This is a genomic window from Nonomuraea sp. ZG12, assembly GCF_052068115.1.
In the GTDB taxonomy this organism is placed as follows: domain Bacteria; phylum Actinomycetota; class Actinomycetes; order Streptosporangiales; family Streptosporangiaceae; genus Nonomuraea.
Genome location: NZ_JBQHCW010000001.1, coordinates 267,951 through 286,317, shown reverse-complemented (window position 1 = coordinate 286,317; position 18,367 = coordinate 267,951). Strand labels below are relative to the sequence as shown.

General features: G+C 71.1%; 14 protein-coding genes and 1 riboswitch. Of the genes, 4 read left to right on the top strand and 10 right to left on the bottom strand.

Annotated features, from left to right (window positions below):
- Positions 1–101: 101 nt before the first annotated feature.
- Positions 102–260: riboswitch (cyclic di-AMP (ydaO/yuaA leader) on the bottom strand.
- Positions 261–625: 365 nt separating this feature from the next.
- The 4 genes from ACTMTF_RS01260 to ACTMTF_RS01245 form a co-directional block, all read right to left on the bottom strand.
- Positions 626–1,591, bottom strand: a complete 966-nt coding sequence (locus ACTMTF_RS01260; protein ID WP_441108825.1) for an NlpC/P60 family protein — start codon at positions 1,589–1,591, stop codon at positions 626–628.
- Between the two features lie 84 nt (positions 1,592–1,675).
- A complete protein-coding gene (locus ACTMTF_RS01255; RefSeq protein WP_441108824.1) occupies positions 1,676–2,998 on the bottom strand; it encodes an NYN domain-containing protein in 1,323 nt (440 codons plus the stop codon).
- Between the two features lie 254 nt (positions 2,999–3,252).
- Positions 3,253–3,909, bottom strand: a complete 657-nt coding sequence (locus ACTMTF_RS01250) for a response regulator (RefSeq protein WP_441108823.1) — start codon at positions 3,907–3,909, stop codon at positions 3,253–3,255.
- A complete protein-coding gene (locus tag ACTMTF_RS01245) occupies positions 3,906–5,111 on the bottom strand; it encodes a sensor histidine kinase (RefSeq protein ID WP_441108822.1) in 1,206 nt (401 codons plus the stop codon). The genes ACTMTF_RS01250 and ACTMTF_RS01245 overlap by 4 nt, the downstream gene beginning before the upstream one ends.
- A 110-nt stretch (positions 5,112–5,221) precedes the next feature.
- Here ACTMTF_RS01245 and ACTMTF_RS01240 point away from each other — a divergent pair, with 110 nt between their 5' ends.
- Together ACTMTF_RS01240 and ACTMTF_RS01235 are read left to right on the top strand one after the other, a co-directional pair.
- Entirely contained in the window at positions 5,222–5,770 is a 549-nt protein-coding gene (locus ACTMTF_RS01240) for a PH domain-containing protein (protein WP_441108821.1), read from the top strand.
- On the top strand, positions 5,767–7,290 hold the full coding sequence (locus ACTMTF_RS01235; RefSeq protein ID WP_441108820.1) for a PH domain-containing protein: 1,524 nt from the start codon (positions 5,767–5,769) through the stop codon (positions 7,288–7,290). Before ACTMTF_RS01240 ends, ACTMTF_RS01235 begins: the two co-directional genes overlap by 4 nt.
- Positions 7,291–7,438: 148 nt before the next feature.
- Here the strand turns inward: ACTMTF_RS01235 and ACTMTF_RS01230 are convergent, their stop codons facing one another.
- The 3 genes from ACTMTF_RS01230 to ACTMTF_RS01220 all read right to left on the bottom strand — a co-directional run bounded on the left by ACTMTF_RS01230 (position 7,439) and on the right by ACTMTF_RS01220 (position 11,987).
- The gene (locus ACTMTF_RS01230) at positions 7,439–8,890 is read right to left on the bottom strand and encodes a hypothetical protein (RefSeq protein ID WP_441108819.1); all 1,452 of its coding nucleotides are present in this window, start codon (positions 8,888–8,890) and stop codon (positions 7,439–7,441) included.
- A 162-nt stretch (positions 8,891–9,052) separates the two neighbouring features.
- The gene (locus tag ACTMTF_RS01225) at positions 9,053–10,492 is read right to left on the bottom strand and encodes a serine/threonine-protein kinase (RefSeq protein WP_441108818.1); all 1,440 of its coding nucleotides are present in this window, start codon (positions 10,490–10,492) and stop codon (positions 9,053–9,055) included.
- A complete protein-coding gene (locus ACTMTF_RS01220) occupies positions 10,482–11,987 on the bottom strand; it encodes a serine/threonine-protein kinase (protein ID WP_441108817.1) in 1,506 nt (501 codons plus the stop codon). The genes ACTMTF_RS01225 and ACTMTF_RS01220 overlap by 11 nt, the downstream gene beginning before the upstream one ends.
- Before the next feature lie 86 nt (positions 11,988–12,073).
- On the opposite strand from ACTMTF_RS01220, the gene ACTMTF_RS01215 reads away from it, so the two are divergent.
- Both ACTMTF_RS01215 and ACTMTF_RS01210 read left to right on the top strand, forming a co-directional pair.
- Complete coding sequence (locus tag ACTMTF_RS01215) at positions 12,074–13,798, top strand: DEDD exonuclease domain-containing protein (RefSeq protein WP_441108816.1); 1,725 nt, start codon at positions 12,074–12,076, stop codon at positions 13,796–13,798.
- A gap of 114 nt (positions 13,799–13,912) precedes the next feature.
- The gene (locus ACTMTF_RS01210) at positions 13,913–14,200 is read left to right on the top strand and encodes an Lrp/AsnC family transcriptional regulator (protein WP_397001166.1); all 288 of its coding nucleotides are present in this window, start codon (positions 13,913–13,915) and stop codon (positions 14,198–14,200) included.
- A gap of 577 nt (positions 14,201–14,777) precedes the next feature.
- On the opposite strand, the gene qcrB is transcribed toward ACTMTF_RS01210, so the two are convergent.
- The 3 genes from qcrB to qcrC are packed head-to-tail and all read right to left on the bottom strand — an operon-like array spanning position 14,778 to position 18,354.
- A complete protein-coding gene (qcrB, locus tag ACTMTF_RS01205; protein WP_441108815.1) occupies positions 14,778–16,424 on the bottom strand; it encodes a cytochrome bc1 complex cytochrome b subunit in 1,647 nt (548 codons plus the stop codon).
- Positions 16,421–17,548 (bottom strand): cytochrome bc1 complex Rieske iron-sulfur subunit, encoded by a 1,128-nt coding sequence (gene qcrA, locus ACTMTF_RS01200; protein ID WP_397001170.1) that lies wholly within the window; start codon positions 17,546–17,548, stop codon positions 16,421–16,423. Before qcrA ends, qcrB begins: the two co-directional genes overlap by 4 nt.
- Complete coding sequence (gene qcrC / locus ACTMTF_RS01195; RefSeq protein WP_397001172.1) at positions 17,545–18,354, bottom strand: cytochrome bc1 complex diheme cytochrome c subunit; 810 nt, start codon at positions 18,352–18,354, stop codon at positions 17,545–17,547. The genes qcrA and qcrC overlap by 4 nt, the downstream gene beginning before the upstream one ends.
- Positions 18,355–18,367 lie beyond the last annotated feature (13 nt).

The window sequence follows — 18,367 nt, the reverse complement described above, 5'->3', positions numbered from 1 at the left end:
GGACCATCCCTCCGGCTGTCACGGTCATGGTCAGCGCCACGCCACTCAGGGCGATGCGGGACAGACGGGGGTTCTGCGAAGAGGTAGACAGGATTTCTCCTTGGATCTTCCACGAACGCCTACCGGGTTAGCTGACGGATTCGGGCCTGGAAGTCGCCCTACGGCGCGTGTCGCGCCGATTCACCCCTGATCCGGAAACGCGGATCGCTGGGTCCCCGGCTCCGTGCCTCCTGGCTGCACGGACTCGGCAGGTCACCGCCTCCATTCGTCTACAAGGGCGGGGGCGGCGACCGGCTGGAATGTTCATCGGTCCACCTCGGAAGATCCGATGGCGGTCCGCGGCGACATGGCGTGGCGCCGCGAGGCCAGAAGCTACGCCCGGTCGTCGCGATCTGGCAAAGCCTGAGTGCCTCAGTCAAGATCAGACAAAGGGAGAGTCAAGTCCTCCACCACTGCTGGGATATGGGGGTTCGTTATTGAAAAGTGACCCTTCTCACAGTTGACGATTGAATGAATTGTCAGGTCCCATCCGTACCTCTTGTCACATGCGTCACATCCATTCACGCCTGGAAAGCACGAAACCGGGCCCCGGAAATGTTCCGGGACCCGGCTCGAAGGGTGTGGATCACGGGCGGCGGGCGCCCGCGAAACTCCTGCCGTAGGCGGAAAGGGAGACCACCTTGACCACATCACCGGTCTGCGGTGCGTGCACCATCTGACCGTTGCCCGCGTAGATGCTCACGTGCCCCAGTCCCTGACTGAAGATGAGGTCGCCGGGCTGCAGGTCGTTCATGTCCACCGCACGGCCGGCCGTCCACTGCTGCCAGGTGGTGCGCGGCAGCTCGACGCCCGCCGCGCGCCAGGCGGCCTGCGTGAGGCCGGAGCAGTCGAACCCACCCGGTCCCGTGCCGCCGAAGACGTACGGCTTGCCGATCTGGCCGTAGGCGAAGGACAGCGCCGCCGCGGCGTTGCCCGAGGCCGGACCGGTGTACTTCAGACCGGTGCTGTTGGGATTGCCGGCGCGGTAGGCGCCGAGCCTGTTGAGGAGCTTCTTCTGCTGCGCGATGAGCGCCAGGATCTCCTTGCGGTCCTTGCTGACCGCGTCGCGCTCCTTGTCGGCGTCGCCGAGCGCGTCCTGGGCGCTGTCGCGCTCGATCTTGAGGCCGCGGTTCTCCCGGTCGAAGGCGGCGAGCTTGTCGGCTCGCTCCTGGGAGAGCTGCTGGGTCAGCGACATGCTGTACAGCATGTCGCCGGGCTCGTCATTGGTCATCATCGTGGGCAACGAGGTGTAGTCGCCCATCTTGTAGGTGTCGACGGCCATCGCGACCACCTGCTCGCGCAGATCGGCCACGGTGGCCAGCTTGCGTTTGTAGCTCTCGTTGAGCTTGGCGTAGCGGCCGCTGGCCTCTTTGTACTTCTCGGTCGCCGTGTTGTAGCGGTCGACGACCTTGTCGGCCTTGTCATTGAGCTTTTTCAGCTTCGCCTTGGCCTGGCTGACCGTGGGCTTGGGATCGGCCAGCGCGCCTCCCATCGGGGTCAGCAGCAGCCCGATCGCAAGACCCGTGGCCAGGGGTATCCGGCCCAACCTCACAGCGTCGCCTCCCAGGGGATATACCTGGGGCGAAATAGTACAGAAGTGACGGGGTAAGTCTCACCTAAACGTCATATTTGTAATCTAGGCGCGGCCCAGCCGTCGAAGCAGCAGTCCAGACGGAACGGGTCTGGCTCCCATCCGCCGCACCGATTCGGCCACCTCGCGGTCGGAGGAGACCACGGCGATGGCCCGGCCCGGCGGCTCCGCGCGTACGAGCTGGCGGATCAGGTCGTCGGCGATCTCGCCCGGCGCGCTGAACAGCACCCGCACCCCGCGCGGCGCGACCACCTGCACTGGCGAGTTGAGCTCGGCGCCGTCGAACACGGCGGTCACCTCGACCCGGGTCTGGGCGACGAGCCCGCCGAGGCCGGTCATCAACCGGGTGCGCTGGTCGGCGAGGGTGAGGGTGCCGTAGCCGGACTTGGTCACGTTGTAGCCGTCGATGATCAGATGCACCTGGGGCAGCGCGAGGAGCTGGTCGAGCAGCTGGGGGTCGTCGTCGGCCAGCGCGCGGGCGGGCACCCCGCGCACCCCAGGACGCTCGCCGGTGGCCGCGGCGACCGAGTCGGCGGGCTTGCTGATCGTGGTGGGCAGGGCCAGCTCTCTGCGCAGCCCCGCCGAGGCGTCCTGCAGGGCGTCGAGCAGCACCCTGATGCGGGCGTCCTCGATGCTCCTGCCCTCGCGGGCGGCCCGGCGCGAGGCTTCGAGCTGCTTCTCGACGTCAGCCAGGCGCTCGCGCAGCCGCCGCAGCTCGGACTCGCCGGCGCTGCCCGCGGCCGAGGCGGCGATCTTGGCGTCCTCGGCGGCGTGCGCCATCTCATCGGCGCGGCGCACGGCGGCCTTGGTGCGCTCGCGCGTCTCGTGCAGCTTGCGGCGCAGGTCGGAGTTCTCGGCGCGGGCGGACTTGAGCTGCTCGCGCAACCGCTCGGCCTCCTCCTTGGCGGTGTTCTTCAGGGCGGCGAGCTGCTCGCGCAGCCGGGAGACGACCTCCTCGCGCTCGGATCCCTCGGCCGCGACCGCAGACCGCTCCAGATCCGCCCTCGCCGACTCCACCATCTCCGCCCAGCCGGGGGGCCGGATGAGGTAGGCCGCCGCGGCGACGAGCACCGGATCGGCGGCGGGCGGCACGTTGCCCTCGGCCAGTGAGGCGATGAGCTCCGGCCAGCCGGCGGCCACCGACTCGGCGACCGCCTCGCGGAACTCCTTGTCGTTCTCCAGCTGGGCGGCGATGGGGGCGCTGCCCAGCCTGGCGCGCTTGCGCGGGTCGAACTTGGCGATGCCGCGCAGCGGCGGTGGGACGGCGACAGCGGGCATCGAGCCGAGGACCTGAGCCGCCAGGTCGACGACATTCAGCCGCACCTGCTCGGGAAGCGGGCGAGACAGGCCTTCACCCGCTGAACTCATCCCACTGTCCCTTCATGACATGCTCTTTCAGACAAGGGTACGGCTGTCGGCTACCTGTCCGTAACGGACACCCGAAAGGGGACAAGCGCTTGGTGGGCGTTATCGGACCGCGCGAGGACCGGCGCTCGCCCAGCAGGCGCGCCACGTCCGGCCCTGTCCGGGAACGCGGTACGACCTGACGCGGCCGGCCAGGCGAAAAGCTGGAATTCCAGCCCTCAGCCTCCGGGGACCGGCTCCGGCGATCGACCGGTCGCTCACGGGCCGGCGTCGTAGACCAGCAGCGCGATCTGCACCCGGTTGTTCAGCCCCAGCTTGGTGAGGATGCGTGAGACGTGCGCCTTGACGGTGGGCACGCTCATGAACAGCTCACGCCCGATCTCGGCGTTGGACCTGCCCTGGCCGACCGCGGCCGCCACCTCGCGCTCGCGCTCGCTGAGCCGGTCGAGCAGGGCGCGGGCGCGCTCGGTGCGCTGTCCCGCGCCGTCGCCGGACACGTGCGAGATGAGCTGACGGGTCACCGCCGGCGACAGGATCGGCTCACCCGCCGCCACCTTCCTGATGGCCGCCACCAGCTCGGCCGGTGGGATGTCCTTGAGCAGGAACCCGGCCGCGCCCGCGCGCAGCGCGCGCAGCACCTGCGCGTCGGCGTGGAAGGTGGTCAGCACCAGCACCTCGGGCGGCGACTTGGTGCCGCGCAGCGCCTCGGTCGCGGCGAGCCCGTCGACCTCCGGCATGCGGATGTCCATCAGGACCACGTCCGGCCGGTGCTCGGCGACCATCGGCGGCACCTGTGACCCGTCGCCCGCCTCCCCGACGATCGCGATGTCGTCCTGGCCGCCCAGGATCATGGACAGCCCGGCCCTGACGAGCGCGTCGTCGTCGACGATCAGAACCCGGATCGGCGCGGTCATGCATCCTCCCTGGGGTCGTCGGCCGGCCATGGTAACCAGGCTCGCACGAGGAAGTCTCCTTCGGGGGTCGCGCCGTGCTCCAGCCGCCCGCCCGCCAGCTCCGCCCGCTCGGTCAGCCCGATGAGCCCGGCCCCCGCTCCGGGGATGCGCGAGCCGGACCACGGCCACAGGGCGTTGCGCACCTCGGCCGACAGCCCCTCCCCTGGAGCCCCGGTCACCGCCACGGTGGCGGGAGCGCCGTCGGCGTGCTTGCGGGCGTTGGTCAGCGCCTCCTGCACGATGCGGTAGAGGGTGCGGCCCAGGCTTTCCGGCGCGTGCCCGACCGCCAGGTCGAGCCGGACGTCCATGCCCGCCTGTTTGCACTCCGCCACCAGGTCGGGCAGGTCGGCCAGGGTGGGCTGCGGCCGCTCGGGCACCGGCTCGTCGCCGGGCGAGCCCGGATGGCGCAGCACGCCGATCACCTCGCGCAGGTCCTGCAACGCCAGGTGGGCGCTGCTCCTGATCGCCCCGGCGGCCCTGGCGATCTCCTCGGCCGGGGCGTCCGGCCTGAACTCCAGCGCGCCCGCGTGCAGGCTCAGCATGGACAGGCGGTGGGCCAGCACGTCGTGCATCTCCCTGGCGATCCGCTCGCGCTCCAGCCGCTTGGCCTCCTCGGCGGCGATGTCGGCCCGCTGCCTGAGCGTCCAGACGAGCTGCCGCCTGGCCCGCACCACCACCCCCCAGGCGAAGACCGTCAGCATGATGGCGAGGCCCAGGACGAACGTGCCCAGCGGGCCGAGCTCGGGGTCCGGCCTGAGGAACACGTACGGCAGCAGGGTGACCACGCTGAGCAGGGCGATGGAGCCGGAGACCTTGAACGGCCGGTGCACGGCCACCGTGAACAGCCCGACGACGGCGGCTCCGCCGACCAGCTCCAGGTAGGTCGACAGGACGCTGGTCACCACGGCAAATCCGACCGGCCACCGGCGGCGCAGCCACACCGACAGGCATCCCAGGACGCCGGCCACCTGCTCCAGCGCGATCACCGGCTCGGGCTCGTCCGCCAGCTCCGGGATGGTCACCAGGGTGAGCACGCAGGCCAGCACGAACATGACGATGTCGACGAACCAGTCACGGGTCGAGCGCCGCACCGGCCGCCCCGCGCCGCCGTCGCCGAGCAGGACGGACGGCAGCGCCCACCGGTATTCATCCGAGCCCGTCACGTTCACCGAGGTTATGCCGTACGAAGGACATGGCGACAGCGACCAAAGTCGATACCGGGCCAGACCTCGGACCGACGCGGCGGGCCGGGCGGGCCGGAGACGCTGGGACCATGCGAGTCCTCCCCGAAACCGAAACCCGAACCGAGAACGAGCCCGGGACAGCCGGGCACGGCGCCACCATGCTGCGCCCGCCGCGTGAGTGGGCCGACCCGAGGGCGGTCGCGTGGTGGACGACCCAGTGGCTGCTCTTCCTGCTGCCGGTGGCGGCCGCCGGCCTGGCGGCCTTCTGGTTCCTCACCGAGCGCCCGCTCTGGCTCGGCGTGGCGGCGGGCGCGTTCGCCGTGGGCTGCGTCGTCCTGGCGCTGGTCGCGCCGCGCGCCTCCTACCGGGTACGCCGCTGGGAGGTGACCGGCGAGGCGGTCTACACCCGCGAAGGCTGGCTGACCCACACCTGGCGGGTGGCGCCGATGTCGCGCATCCAGACGGTCGACACCGCGCGGGGGCCGGTGCAGCGGCTGTTCGGGCTGGCCGACGTCACGGTGACCACCGCCTCGGCCGCCGGCGCCATCAAGATCGAGGCGCTGGACCACGAGCTGGCCGCCGACCTGGCCGCGCGGCTGACCGCGCTCACCCAGACCACGCCGGGTGATGCCACGTGACCGGCGAGACCTGGCGGGAGTTGTCCCGCCGCAACCTGGGGGCCGCGGGGGTCAAGTCACTGGCCGTCGCGGCGCCGGTGGTGATCGTGCTGGCGCGGGTGCTGGCCGGCGCTTCATGGCCGTGGCAGGCGATCGTCGCGGCCGGCGCCGGCGCGGGCGTGCTGGTCGTCGCCGCGGTGCTGGCGTACGAGACCGCGCGGCTGCGCGCGACCCGCTGGCGGCTGACCGCCGAGCGGCTGGAGGTGCGCACGGGAGTGGCCGTACGGCAGCATCGCTCGATCCCGCGCGACCGGGTGCGCAGCGTGGACGTGCGCGCGGACCCGGTACGGCGCGTGTTCGGCCTGACCCTGGTCAAGATCGGCACCGGCGAGCACGCGGACGCCGACTCCGAGCTCGCGCTGGACTCCCTGACCGTACGGGACGCCGAGGAGCTGCGTCGCGCCCTGCTCCCGCACGAGGCCGAGGACACGCGGGCGCCGCTGGCCGAGCTGCGGTGGGCCTGGGCGAGGTACGCGCCGCTGTCGGTGTGGACGTTCGCCGGGGCCGGGCTGGTGCTCGGCGTCCTGTTCAAAGGGGTCGACCTGCTGGGCGTGGACCGGTTCACGGCGGACACCGCGGCCGCCATCTGGGGCTGGGTGACCGGGCGGCCATGGATGGCGGTCCCGGTGATCCTGGCGGCGAACGTGGCCGCCGGCGTGGTGGGCGCGCTGCTGCTGTTCGCCGAGTCGTGGGGCCGCTACCGGCTGGACCGCGAGCCGGGCAGGCTCAGGCTGCGCCGCGGGCTGCTGACGAACCGCTCACTGACCCTGCAGGAGCGCCGGCTGCGCGGGGTGGAGATCAGCGAGCCGCTGCTGCTGAGGCTGGGCGGCGGCGCGCGGGTAAGGACGGTCGCCACGGGGCTCGGTAAGGCGGAGGAGGGCGAGAGCGAGCACGTGGCCGCGCTCACGCCGCCGCTGCCCCGCGAGCTGGCCGGCCAGGTGGCGGCGCGCGTCGCGGGGGCGGCGCCGGCCCCGCCCCGCCGCCATCCCCTGGCTGCAAGGCGCAGGCGGATCGGCTGGGCGCTGTCCACGGTGGTGTTCCTGACCGCGCTCGCGGCGGCGGCGGTCTGGTTCGCCGCCGCCGCAGACTGGCTGGAGCCGCTGGGCGTGCTGCCCGGACAGGCCGGCCGGCTCTGGGCGGTGCCGGCAGGCCTGGCGGCGCTGGCGCTGCCGATCGCGCTCTGGCTGGCCGCCGACGCCTACCGCGCGCTCGGCCACGCGCTGGGCGAACGCCACCTGGTCTCCAGGCGGGGTACGGTCAACCGGCGCACGGTGATGCTGGACCGGGGCGGCATCGTGGGCTGGACGATCACCGAGTCACCGTTCCAGCGGCGGTCGGGCCTGCTGACCGTCACCGCGACCACGGCCGCCGGCGACGGTCACTACGACGTGGCCGACATCGGGCGGGACGACGGGCTGGACCTGGCGGCGCGGGCCGTGCCCGGCCTGCTGGCGCCGTTCCTGGTCCGGGCGCGGCAGTGAGCCGCGCGTATCCCCCTCCGCCCGCCCAGGCCCCTGTACTGGGCGAACCAGACCACGCGGCCCACGTACCACTTGCTGAAAAAACACTATTTGTCCCACTTGCAGGGTGGTTGCAGGATCGTTAACAGCCGTGGTCAAGGTCGCCGGCTCAGCTCCCGATCGGCTTGTCGGCCAACTCCGGCAGGAACGCCCGTGCCACGGTCAGCGCGCCGGCACGGGCCTCCTTCTCGGCCAGCAGCCGGGCCTTGGGCGAGTTGGCGGGCTGGCCCTTGGGCCGCTCGGCGCCGGCGTAGTCGATCTCCACCACCGTGGCGCCCTGCAGCACGATCACCGCGCCGCTGCCCGCGGACACCTCGCCCCGCCTGGTCTTGATGTACTTGCCGTAGGCCTGCTCACCCAGGCCTTCGAGGTCGGCCACCTTGCCGGTCTCCATCCCGCCGAACGAGGACTGCGCCATGTTCCTGTCCCCGCCTCGCCGACCCGAGTAGAAGGACTTGGCGGCCGTCGCGTCGGCCACGCCGGCGCGGTTGGCGAAGGAGTGCACGGTGATCAGCACACTGCGGACCCGGGTCACCGCGTCGCCCGCGGGGGCGTCCAGGTTGAGCCAGCGGCACTCGGTCTGCGTGTCGTCGCCCGCCGCCAGGCCGCGCGCCCTGGTGGCCGGGCCGGGCACCAGCCCGGTGGCCACCTCGGTGATGGCCTGGCAGGCGGGCGGGAAGGCGGCGAGCTGGGTCGGCGTCGGCGTGGGGGCCACGCTCGGCGCGGCGGTGGCCGCCTTGTACGGCTGCGCGACCACGTCAGGGTTCTCGGCCTTCCAGGCGGCCACACCCTTGGCGATGTGCGTGATCACCTTGGTGGCCTCGCGGATCGCGTTGGCCTCGGTGACCGACTGGGTGGTCTCGTTGCTGAGGATCTGGGCGTCCTTGCGCTGCTGGCTCGCCTGGTACTTGACCTCGATGGTCATGTCCTGGACGCGGGCGCGAGCCGTGCCGAAGGAGTACCACAGCGTGGTGCCGGAGCGGCGCCAGGTGTACTGGGCGAAGGCCGCGTCACCGACGCCGGGGATCTCCTTGACCGCCGAGACGTAGTCCTTCTCGCCCTTCTCCTGGGTGGGCTTGGCCGTCTCGCCGAACTTGGCGCCGCCGTAGTCGATGTCGTAGGAGTTCTGGGCCATGGCCCGACCGGTCTTCGCGCCGCTGCCCCGATGCTGGTCCACTTTGACGTCGATCTCCCGGCTGCGCCAGAACTCGCCGAAGGAGATGCGGTGGTTCACCCAGTTGCAGGAGAAGTTGACCGTGTACTCGGAGTCTCTGGCGCCCTTGGCCACCGTGGCCTCGGGCACCAGCCGTTCGGCCTCCAGCTTCGGCAGCATCGCGCACACGTCCGGGCCGGTCACCGCGGCCGCCTTGACGGACTTCGACGGCGACGTCTGGCCCGGCCCGGCGACCGGGGTGCCGAACGTGCGCTGCACCTGGCCGTACAGCAGGTAGGCGCCGGCGCTGCCGCCGATGAGCGCCACGACGCAGACGGCGATCACCGGCAGGAGCCAGGGACGCCGCGCCGGCGGCCGGCCGGGGGGCATGGGGGGCATCGGGGGCATGGGGGGCATGGTCGGTGGCTCGAACTGCCCGCCGTGCGGCACCTGATAGGGCGGACGAGGCGGTGGGTACTCGCTACCGGGATTCACCAGGGACTCCAGGGGATTGCCATGACTTGCGGTGAAACATGCTAGTCATCCGGCTTGCGGGACGCTTGCGGTGACTCATTCCCGCAACGCGGTCGAGACCAGCCGGGCGGCGGACACCGCCGTCCGCTCGTCCGCCGTGCCCGGCTTGACGCTCGCGTTGTGCCAGATGACCTCGGCGAGCAGGTTGCTGGTGCGCAGCAGCACCGTGCTGTCGGAGCGGCCCTCGTCGGTGGCGCCCAGGGCGAACTGGAAGGTGCTCTGCACGAACGCGGCCTCTCCCACCTCCCCCACGTCGGTGACGGCCCCGACGTTCTTACGGAACACCTCGCCCTCGGCGCCGGCGCGCAGCGTGCGCTCGTTGGTGAAGCGCAGCGCCGCGACCTCCGGGCCGCCGAGGTCGCCTGCTGGCCGCTCCGCCCAGGTCCGTACGGTGATCGAGCGGATGCTCCTGGAGCCCTGGAGCAGCTGCCACCGGCACTCGCCCTCCCGGGTCGCCGCCCGCCTCGTGGTGCCCTGGAGCAGCTGGGCGGCCTGGGCGTCGGTCAGCAGCTCGCACGGGGCCGGCGCCGCCGCGAACCTGCCGGGATCCTCCTGGCCCAGCACCGCCAGGCCGTACCAGCCGCCCGTGCCCAGCAGGGCGACGGCGGCGAGCACCGCCGGGACGAGCCACCAGCGGCGGCGCGAGGAGGTGCGGGGCGCGGGAGCGGCGAGCACGGCGTGCAACTCGTCACGCACCTGGGCGGCGGTGGGACGGACGGCCGGGTCCTTGGCCAGCATGGCCGTCAGCAGGCCGCCGAACCGCCGACCGGCTCTGACCGGGGGCGGCGGCTCGTGCAGCAGCACCGCGGCGGCCACCGCGGCGGGCCCCGCCCGCTCGAACGGCGCTCGCCCCTCCACCGCGGTGTACAGGCTGGCGCCCAGTGACCACAGGTCGGAGGCGGGACCGGAGGGGTGCTCGTTGAGCCGCTCGGGCGCCATGTAGCCGGGCGAGCCGGCGCTGCCGTACTTGTCGGCCTTGCCGCCCATCGGGACCGCGATGCCGAAGTCGGTCAGCATGGCCGAGCCGTCGGCGTCGAGCAGGATGTTGGCCGGTTTGACGTCCTGGTGCACGATGCCGTGGGAGTGGGCCACCGACAGCGCCGACAGCACGCGCAGACCGATGCGGGCCACCATGTCCGGCGGGAGCGGGCCGTGCTCCTTGATCACCTTGTCCAGGGAGCTGCCCGCGACCAGATCGAGGATGATCCACGGCTGGCCGTTCTCCAGCACGACGTCATGGACCAGGACGATGGCCGGGTCGCGCAGCCGCCCGGCGGACCTGGCCTCGTGGATGGCCCGGTCGGCGAACTCGGCCCGCTCACGCGGCGTCAGCTCGGGCGGCACGGTGACCTGCTTGACCGCGACCTGCCTGTGCAGGGTCTCGTCGTGCGCCCGCCACACCGTGCCCGCGCCGCCCTGCCCGAGGCGCTCCACGAGACGGTAACGGCCGGCGAGCAGGTATCCGTCAGCCCGCACGGCGCAACGCCCGCTCGCTCGCCTGGGCCACCTTGAGGGCCGTCTGCTTGATGTCGTCGTCGCTGGGCCGGTCGGCGAGCGTGGTGTACTCGACGCTCACCACCAGGTTGGCCAGGCGGTAGAAGACGATGGCGGAGTGCATCCGGCCCGTGGAGCCCTTCAGCTCGAAGGTGAAGGCCTCCTCGCCGACGCCTTTCATGGCCCGGACCGGGGTGCGCGTCACCGACTGGGCCTTCGTGACGCCGATCTCCGGCCAGACCCACTGGATCTTGTCGTTGCCGGCCCAGTAGCGCCGCTGGTTGGCGAAGAGGGTGCGGGCCGACCCGGGGGTCATGGCCCATGGATCGCGGGTGTCGGAGTCCTTCTGCACCTGCACCTCCATGCCTGTGTTCGACATGGTCCAGCCGCACTGGGGGCCGATCTCGTCGGCGCTCGCCTTGCCCGCGGGCGGTTTCTGGGTGCGCAGCAGCAGGCCGACGTCCTCCTGGGCGAGCAGGGAGCACACGTTCATGGGCACAGTGAACGCCGCAGGAACCCCGTTGTCCTGATTTTTCAGGATCAGGACAACGGCGGTGGCCGCCGCGGCCACGACCAGCACCGTCGCCGCGGCGGCGATCCACAGCAGGGGCCTGCCGCGCCGCCTGACCGGGCGGGGCACCGTCGCCACGTGGTGCACCGGCAGCACGGCGGGCAGACCGGCGGCGGCCTGCCGCAGCGGCTGGATCATCGCCGGCGCGGCGGGCCTGGCCGCCGGATGCGCCGCCATCATGGCCGCCAGCAGCGGGCCGAGCGGCCCCGGCGCCACCGGCAGCGGCTGGGTCAGCGTCGCCCTGATCCGCTCGGCAGCGGTGCCGCCGAAGGCCGCCGTGCCCGTCACCGCGAGATAGAGGGTCGCGCCCAGCGACCACACGTCGCTGGCCGGCCCGCCCGCCTCGCCCTCCAGCCGCTCGGGCGCGATGAATCCGGGCGAGCCGATCGTCATGCCCTGCTCGGTCAGCGTCGCCTGGCCCTCCTGCCTGGCGATGCCGAAGTCGGTGAGCACCACCCTGCCGCTGTCGGTGAGGAAGACGTTGCCCGGCTTGACGTCGCGGTGCTGCAGGCCACGGGCGTGCGCGGCGGACAGCGCGTCGAGCATGTCGGCGCCGATCCTGGCGACGTACTCCACCGGCATCGGGCCGTGCGCCGCGACCGCCTCGCCGAGGGTGCGGCCGCGCAGCAACTCCATGACGATCCAGGGCCGGTCCTGCTCCACGACCACGTCGTGCAGCGCCACAATGCCCGGATGACGCAGCTGGGCCATCGCCTGCGCCTCGCGCACGGCCCGGGTGACCAGCTCGGCCCGCTCCTTGGGGGACAGTCCCTGGGGCAGGGTGAGCTCCTTGACCGCCACCTCGCGGTCGAGCATCTCGTCCTTGGCCAGCCAGACCCGCCCCATGCCGCCGCTGCCGAGCGGCTGCATCAGGGAGTAGCGGTTGGCGAGTCTTCCCCCGGACATAAAGGGAAGGGTAACGAAGGTTCAAGCCGAATAGTTATTCGTCCCGGACCCGCAACTGTCGGTCGGCCTGTCTATGGTCTTGGATCGTGGAATCGGTACAGGGCACCCTCGACGAGCTCGGCACTCCGCTGAGCGCGGTCACCTTCGTCGTGTTCGACCTCGAGACGACCGGCGGGTCGCCCGCCGAGCACATGATCACCGAGATCGGCGCGGTCAAGGTGCGGGCGGGCGAGGTCTTAGGGGAGTTCTCCACCCTGGTCGATCCCGGCGGGCCGATCCCGCCGTTCATCTCCGTGCTGACCGGCATCACCGACGCCATGGTGGTGGCCGCGCCGCGGATCGAGTCGGTGCTGCCGAGCTTCCTGGAGTTCATCCGGGGGACCACCCTGGTCGCCCACAACGCCGGCTTCGACACCCGCTTCATCAAGGCCGCCTGCGCGGCGCACGGCTATCCCCCACCGGCCAACCCGGTCGTCGACACCGTCGACCTCGCCCGGCGGGTGCTGACCCGCGACGAGACGCCCAACGCCAAGCTGTCCACCCTCGCCCGGTTCTTCCGCAGCCCCACCGATCCGTGCCACCGCGCGCTCGAGGACGCCAGGGCCACCGTGCACGTGCTCCACGGCCTCATCGAGCGGGCCGGCTCCTTCCAGGTGCACACGCTCGAAGAGCTCAAGTCGTTCGTCCGCGCCCCCACCCCCGAGCAGCAGCGCAAGCGCCACCTCGCCGAGTCGGTGCCGCACTCCCCCGGCGTCTACCTCTTCGAGGACGAGCGCGGCGAGGTCCTCTACATCGGCAAGAGCACCAACCTGCGCAACCGCGTACGCTCCTACTTCACGGCCAGTGAGACCAGGCCGCGCATCCGCGAGATGATCGGCATCGCCGAGCGGGTCCGCCACATCGTCTGCTCGACCGCCCTGGAGGCCGAGGTCAGGGAGCTGCGCCTGATCGGCGGCGCCAAACCCCGCTACAACCGCCGATCCCGCTTCCCCGAGAAGGTCGTCTGGCTCAAGCTCACCGACGAGGCGTTCCCGCGCCTGTCGATCGTGCGCGAGCTCAGGGACGACGGCGCCGCCTATCTCGGCCCGTTCTCCAGCGCCCGGCTCGCCGACGACGCCCGTAACGCCCTGCACGAGGCGCTGCCGCTGCGCCAGTGCACCCAGCCCATCACGACCCGCACCCGCCGCGCCGCCTGCGTGCTGCACGAGATGGGCCGCTGCGGCGCCCCCTGCGAGGGCAAGCAGAGCCAGGCCGACTACTCCGTCCACGTGGAGACCGCCCGCCGCGCGATGCTCCTCGACGCCGCGCCCGTCTTTCAGGCGGTCTCGGCCCGGATGGAGCGGCTGTCGGTCGAGCAGCGCTACGAGGAGGCCTCCGTCGACCGCGACCGGCTGGCGGCGTTCGTCCGCGCCGCCGCACGCATGCAGCGCCTCACCGCCATCACCAGCATTCCGCAGCTCATCGCTGCCAGCCCGGCCTTCGACGGCGGCTGGGAGATCCACGTGATCCGCTACGGCAGGCTCGCCGCGGCCGGCGTCATGCCGCGCGGCGCCCACCCCACCCCCTTCGTCGCCTCCCTCACCGCCACCGCCGAGGCCGTCATCCCCGGCCCCGGCCCGGTCCACGCGGCCAGCGCCGAGGAGACCGAGTGCATCCTGCGCTGGCTGGAGTCCCCCGGCGTGCGACTGGTGGAGGTCGACGGCCAGTGGAGCCTGCCCGCCCGCGGCGCCGCCCGCCACAAGGCCCGCATCGACCTCGCCTACCGCAGCCTCGACCACCCCCGCAACCGCGAGGGCCGCCCCCTGCGATAACCCGCCCGCAACCCCGGGAACCACCCGCTGCGGCAACCCGCCCCACCGACCACGGCTCGACGTGCCATGCAGCCGGAAGGGCGACTTCTGTGGTGATTCGATACAGTTGGTCGCATGGTCACGGCAATCGTTCACATCAACGCCGAGGTGGACCGGATTCCGGAGGTCGCTGAGACGATCGCCGAGATCGACGGCGTCAGCGAGGTCTACTCGATCACCGGCGAATACGACCTGCTGGCCATGGTGCGTGTGGCCGCCTACGAGCAGGTCGCCGAGGTCATCCCCGGTCGCCTCAACAAGGTTCCTGGTGTCCTCCACACCGTGACGCACATCGCCTTCCGCACCTACTCCAAGCACGACCTGGACGCGGCCTTCTCCATCGGCTTCCCCGAGTCCGACTGACCGCCGCTCCCCTTGTGACCCCGCGTCCCGTGACGCGGGGTCACAAGCGTGTCGCAGGCGCTTCGCGGCGGAGACGCCCGCGAACGGCACCGGGCCCGCGGAGAGTAACGGACCTGCGAAGCGGGACCCGCGAAAGCTACGAGCCCCCGGGAAAGGTCGGGCCCGGCACACGCAGGAGCCCCCACACACGAACACGCCTACGCACACGTAGAAGCCCGCACACAGGGACGCGCCTGGGCACCTCTACACGAACACGCCTGAACACACGTAGAAGCCCGCACAGGAACGGCCCTACCTACATGTGGAAGCCCCTACAGGAACGGTCCCCCGGGGGCGGGGCAGGCCCCGCGAAAGGGGTCGGGCCTTGGGAACGGGAAGAAGCCCGCGGACAGGAACAGGCTTGCAGACAGGGCGGCCCTGGGAAGAGGCGGATCCGGGGGCCTGGAAACAGGAGGTGCCTGGAGACAGGAGCGGGCGCAGGAACAGGCGCGGGCCTGAGAACAAGCGCGTGCCCAGGAACAGGCGCGGGCCCGGACGACGGAGAGTCGTCCGGGCCCGGGCCTTCGTGGCAGCCGTCTCAGTGGGTCAGAGACTTGTCCTCGCCGGAAGTGACGGCGGCGTGCTCCTCTTCGTGCGGGTGATCCCCGTCGAGCGGGATCTTCTCCCCGCCGTACGTCTTGGACATCTTGCCGCGCAGCTTGCCGAGCGGGCCGCGCATGCCCTTGGGCGGGATGCCGGAGGCGTCCTCGTCCACGGGCAGCATGAGCACCGCCTCCTTGCCCCGGATGTGCGCCGCGATGTCCTCCGCCGGCGGCGTGTGCACCTCGATGAACTCGCCGTGCGGCAGCCGCTTGATGACGCCGGACTCCACGCCGTGGTGGAGGATGTCGGCGTCGGCGCGCTGCAGGCCGAGGCAGATCCGGTAGGTGATCGCGTAGGCCAGCACCGGGGCGACGAACACCAGCACCCGGCCGACGTAGGTCGTCATGTTCAGGCTGATGCTGAAGAACGCCGAGAACTCGTCGTTCGCCCCCAGCAGCCAGAACACACCGTAGAACGTGACGGCGGCCATGCCGATCGAGGTGCGGTGCGGGTTGTTGCGGGGACGCTCCGCGATGTGGTGCTCGCGGTGGTCGCCGGTGATCCACCGTTCGAGGAACGGGTAGAGCGCCAGGCCGGTCATGATGATGCCGAGTGGCGCCAGCGCCGGGATGATCACGCTCAACGGCAGGGTGCCCGCATGGGACGTGCCGAACAGGTTGATCTCCCAGGCGGGCATGACCCGCAGCGCGCCCTCCAGGAAGCCCATGTACCAGTCAGGCTGGGAGCCCGCCGAGATGTCCGCCGGTGTGTACGGTCCGAACAGCCAGATCGGGTTGATCTGGGTGAACGTCGCGAGCCCGGCCACCACGCCCAGCGTGAACAGGAAGTAGGCGCCGGCCTTGGCCATGAAGGCCGGGTAGAACGGCGCGCCCACCACGTTCGCGTTGTTGCGGCCCTTGCCCGGCATCTGGGTGTGCTTCTGCACCCACATGAGCACCATGTGGGCGCTGATGAGAGCCAGCAGGATGCCGGGGATGAGCAGGATGTGCAGCGAGTAGAACCGGGAGATGACGTCGGTGCCCGGATACTCGCCGCCGAACAGGAAGAACGTGATGTAGGTGCCGACCAGCGGCAGCGAGATGGCCACACCCTCCGTGATCCGCAGACCGGCGCCGGAGAGCAGGTCGTCGGGGAGTGAGTAGCCGGTCAGGCCCTCGGCGAGTGCCAGCGTCAGCAGCAGCACGCCGATGATCCAGTTGATCTCGCGCGGCTTGCGGTAGGCGCCGGTGAAGAACACCCGCAGCATGTGGACCATCATGCCCGCGACGAAAAGCAGCGCCGACCAGTGGTGCATCTGCCGCATGAGCAGTCCACCACGGACGTCGAAGCTGATCTCCAGCGACGACGCGTAGGCCTCGGACATCATGACGCCCTTCAGCGGGGCGTACGAGCCGGCGTAGGCGATCTCGCCCATGCTCGGCTTGAACCAGAACGTCAGGAACGTACCGGTCAGCAGCAGGATGACGAACGAGTAGAGCGCGATCTCACCCAGCAAGAAGGACCAGTGGTCGGGGAAGACCTTGCGCAGGTTGCGCTTGAGGAAGTTGGCCCCGCCCAGGCGTGCGTCGAGGGCGTTGGCCGGTCCCGCGATGCCCTTGGGGACCTCTTTCAGGTCACTCATGCCTGGCCTCCCTTGGCCCTGGCCTCGGCCTCGGCGTCGCCGCGCTCCCAGAAACTGGGACCGACCGGCACCGCGAAGTCGCCCTGCGCGACGAGGTAGCCCTGGTCGTCGACGGAGATCGGCAGCTGCGGCAGTGGCCGGGCGGCCGGCCCGAAGATGACCTTGGCGCCGTCGGCCGCGTCGAACGTCGACTGGTGGCAGGGGCACAGGATGTGGTGGGTGGTCTGCTCGTACAGAGCGGCCGGGCAGCCCACGTGCGTGCAGATCTTCGAGTAGGCGACGATGCCCTCGTGCGTCCAGTTCTTGTTGACGCCCGCCTTGAGCTCCTCGGGGCGGAACTTGATCAGGATCAACGTGGCCTTGGCGAGGACGTTCAGGTCGTGCTCGTAGCCCTCGGGCACGATCGACAGGATGCCGCCGGGCGAGTTGAAGTCGGCCGCGCGGATCGGCTGGCCGGTGCCCTCGACGACGAGGCGCAGCGGCTTGCCCTCCTTGGTCTTCTCACCCCAGACCGTGTGCCGCAGCAGCTTGTTGAAGCTGGCGCCGGTCATCTTGCTGTTGTCGAGGTCGCGCAGCAGCACCAGCGGAACGAGTCCGAGCGGCGCGGCGGCGAGCAGCAGCGTGCGGCGCAGCAGCTTGCGCTTGACGAAGCCGCTCTCGTTGGCGCCCTGCACGAAGGTGTCGGCCACCACGGAGCGCTCGGCCTCGCCGGAGACCATCTCGTGGCGCTCCTGGACCAGCGCGTACTTCGGCATGATCTGGCGGACCCAGATGACGATGCCGACGGCCAGCCCGAGCACCGCCAGCGTCAGCGTGCTGCCGAGCGCCAGGTTGGACGTGCCGGTCGCCTCCGGGCTTCCGACCTGGAAGACCACGTAGGAGATGATGAAGGCGACGGCCGCCAGGAAGGTGATCGTGAAGCAGAGCGCCACGATCTTCTCGGCGCGCCGGGCCTTCTGCTCGTCCTGCAGGATGACACCGGGAGCGGTGTCGTCCTGCGGCGGCTGGGGCTCCGCCTTCGTCTCCACCTCGCCGAGCATCGAGGTGCCGGGGCCGGGGGTGCCGATGACGCGCTTGGGCACGCGGTCATCCGGCTGCTCGATCTCGTGCTCGTTGTCTGTCATGACTTCTGTCGCTTCTTCGCGGTGATCCAGATGGCGGCGAGCACGAGGGCGAAGATGCCCACGATCCACGCTACGAGACCTTCGGTGACCGGGCCGATGCGCCCGAGACCGAAACCTCCGGGATCCTTCTGCTCACGGACCTGGGTGATGTAGGCAATCATGTTGCGCTTCTCTTCGGGCGTGATCGTCGAGTCGTTGAACACCGGCATCGCCTGCGGGCCGGTGACCATCGCCTCGTAGATCTGCGCGGGAGAGGCCTCGTTCAGATTGGGGGCGTACTTGCCCTGCGTGAGGGCGCCGCCCGCGCCCGCCCAGTTGTGACACTGGATGCAGTTGGCGCGGAACAGCTCGCCACCCTTGCCGGCGTCGCCGAGCTTGGGGTCGACCTGCTCGTGGCCGGGCACCTGCGGGCCGCCGCCGAGCGACTGCACATAGGCGCCGATCTGCCTGATGGCGTTCTCGTCGACCCACTCGGGCACCGGCTTGCGGGGCACCTGCGCGCCCGGGTCGGAGGCCGGCATGCGGCCGGTGCTCATCTGAAAGTCGACGGACGCGGCGCCGACGCCGATCAGCGTGGGTCCCGTCGACGTGCCCTGGGCGTTGAGACCGTGGCAGCTGGAGCAGTGCGCCTCGAACAGGCTCCTGCCCTCTGCCACGTCGTCCACCTTGCCGGACGCGAGCGCCGCGTCCGCGGGCTTGCTCACCTGCACAAAGGCGGCGTATACCATCCCGACTAGCGCCAACGCCAAAATCAGGACGGCATATCTCGCGAGGGGATGCCGCCGCCAAGCGGTGATCCTGGTCACAGAGATCCCGTTC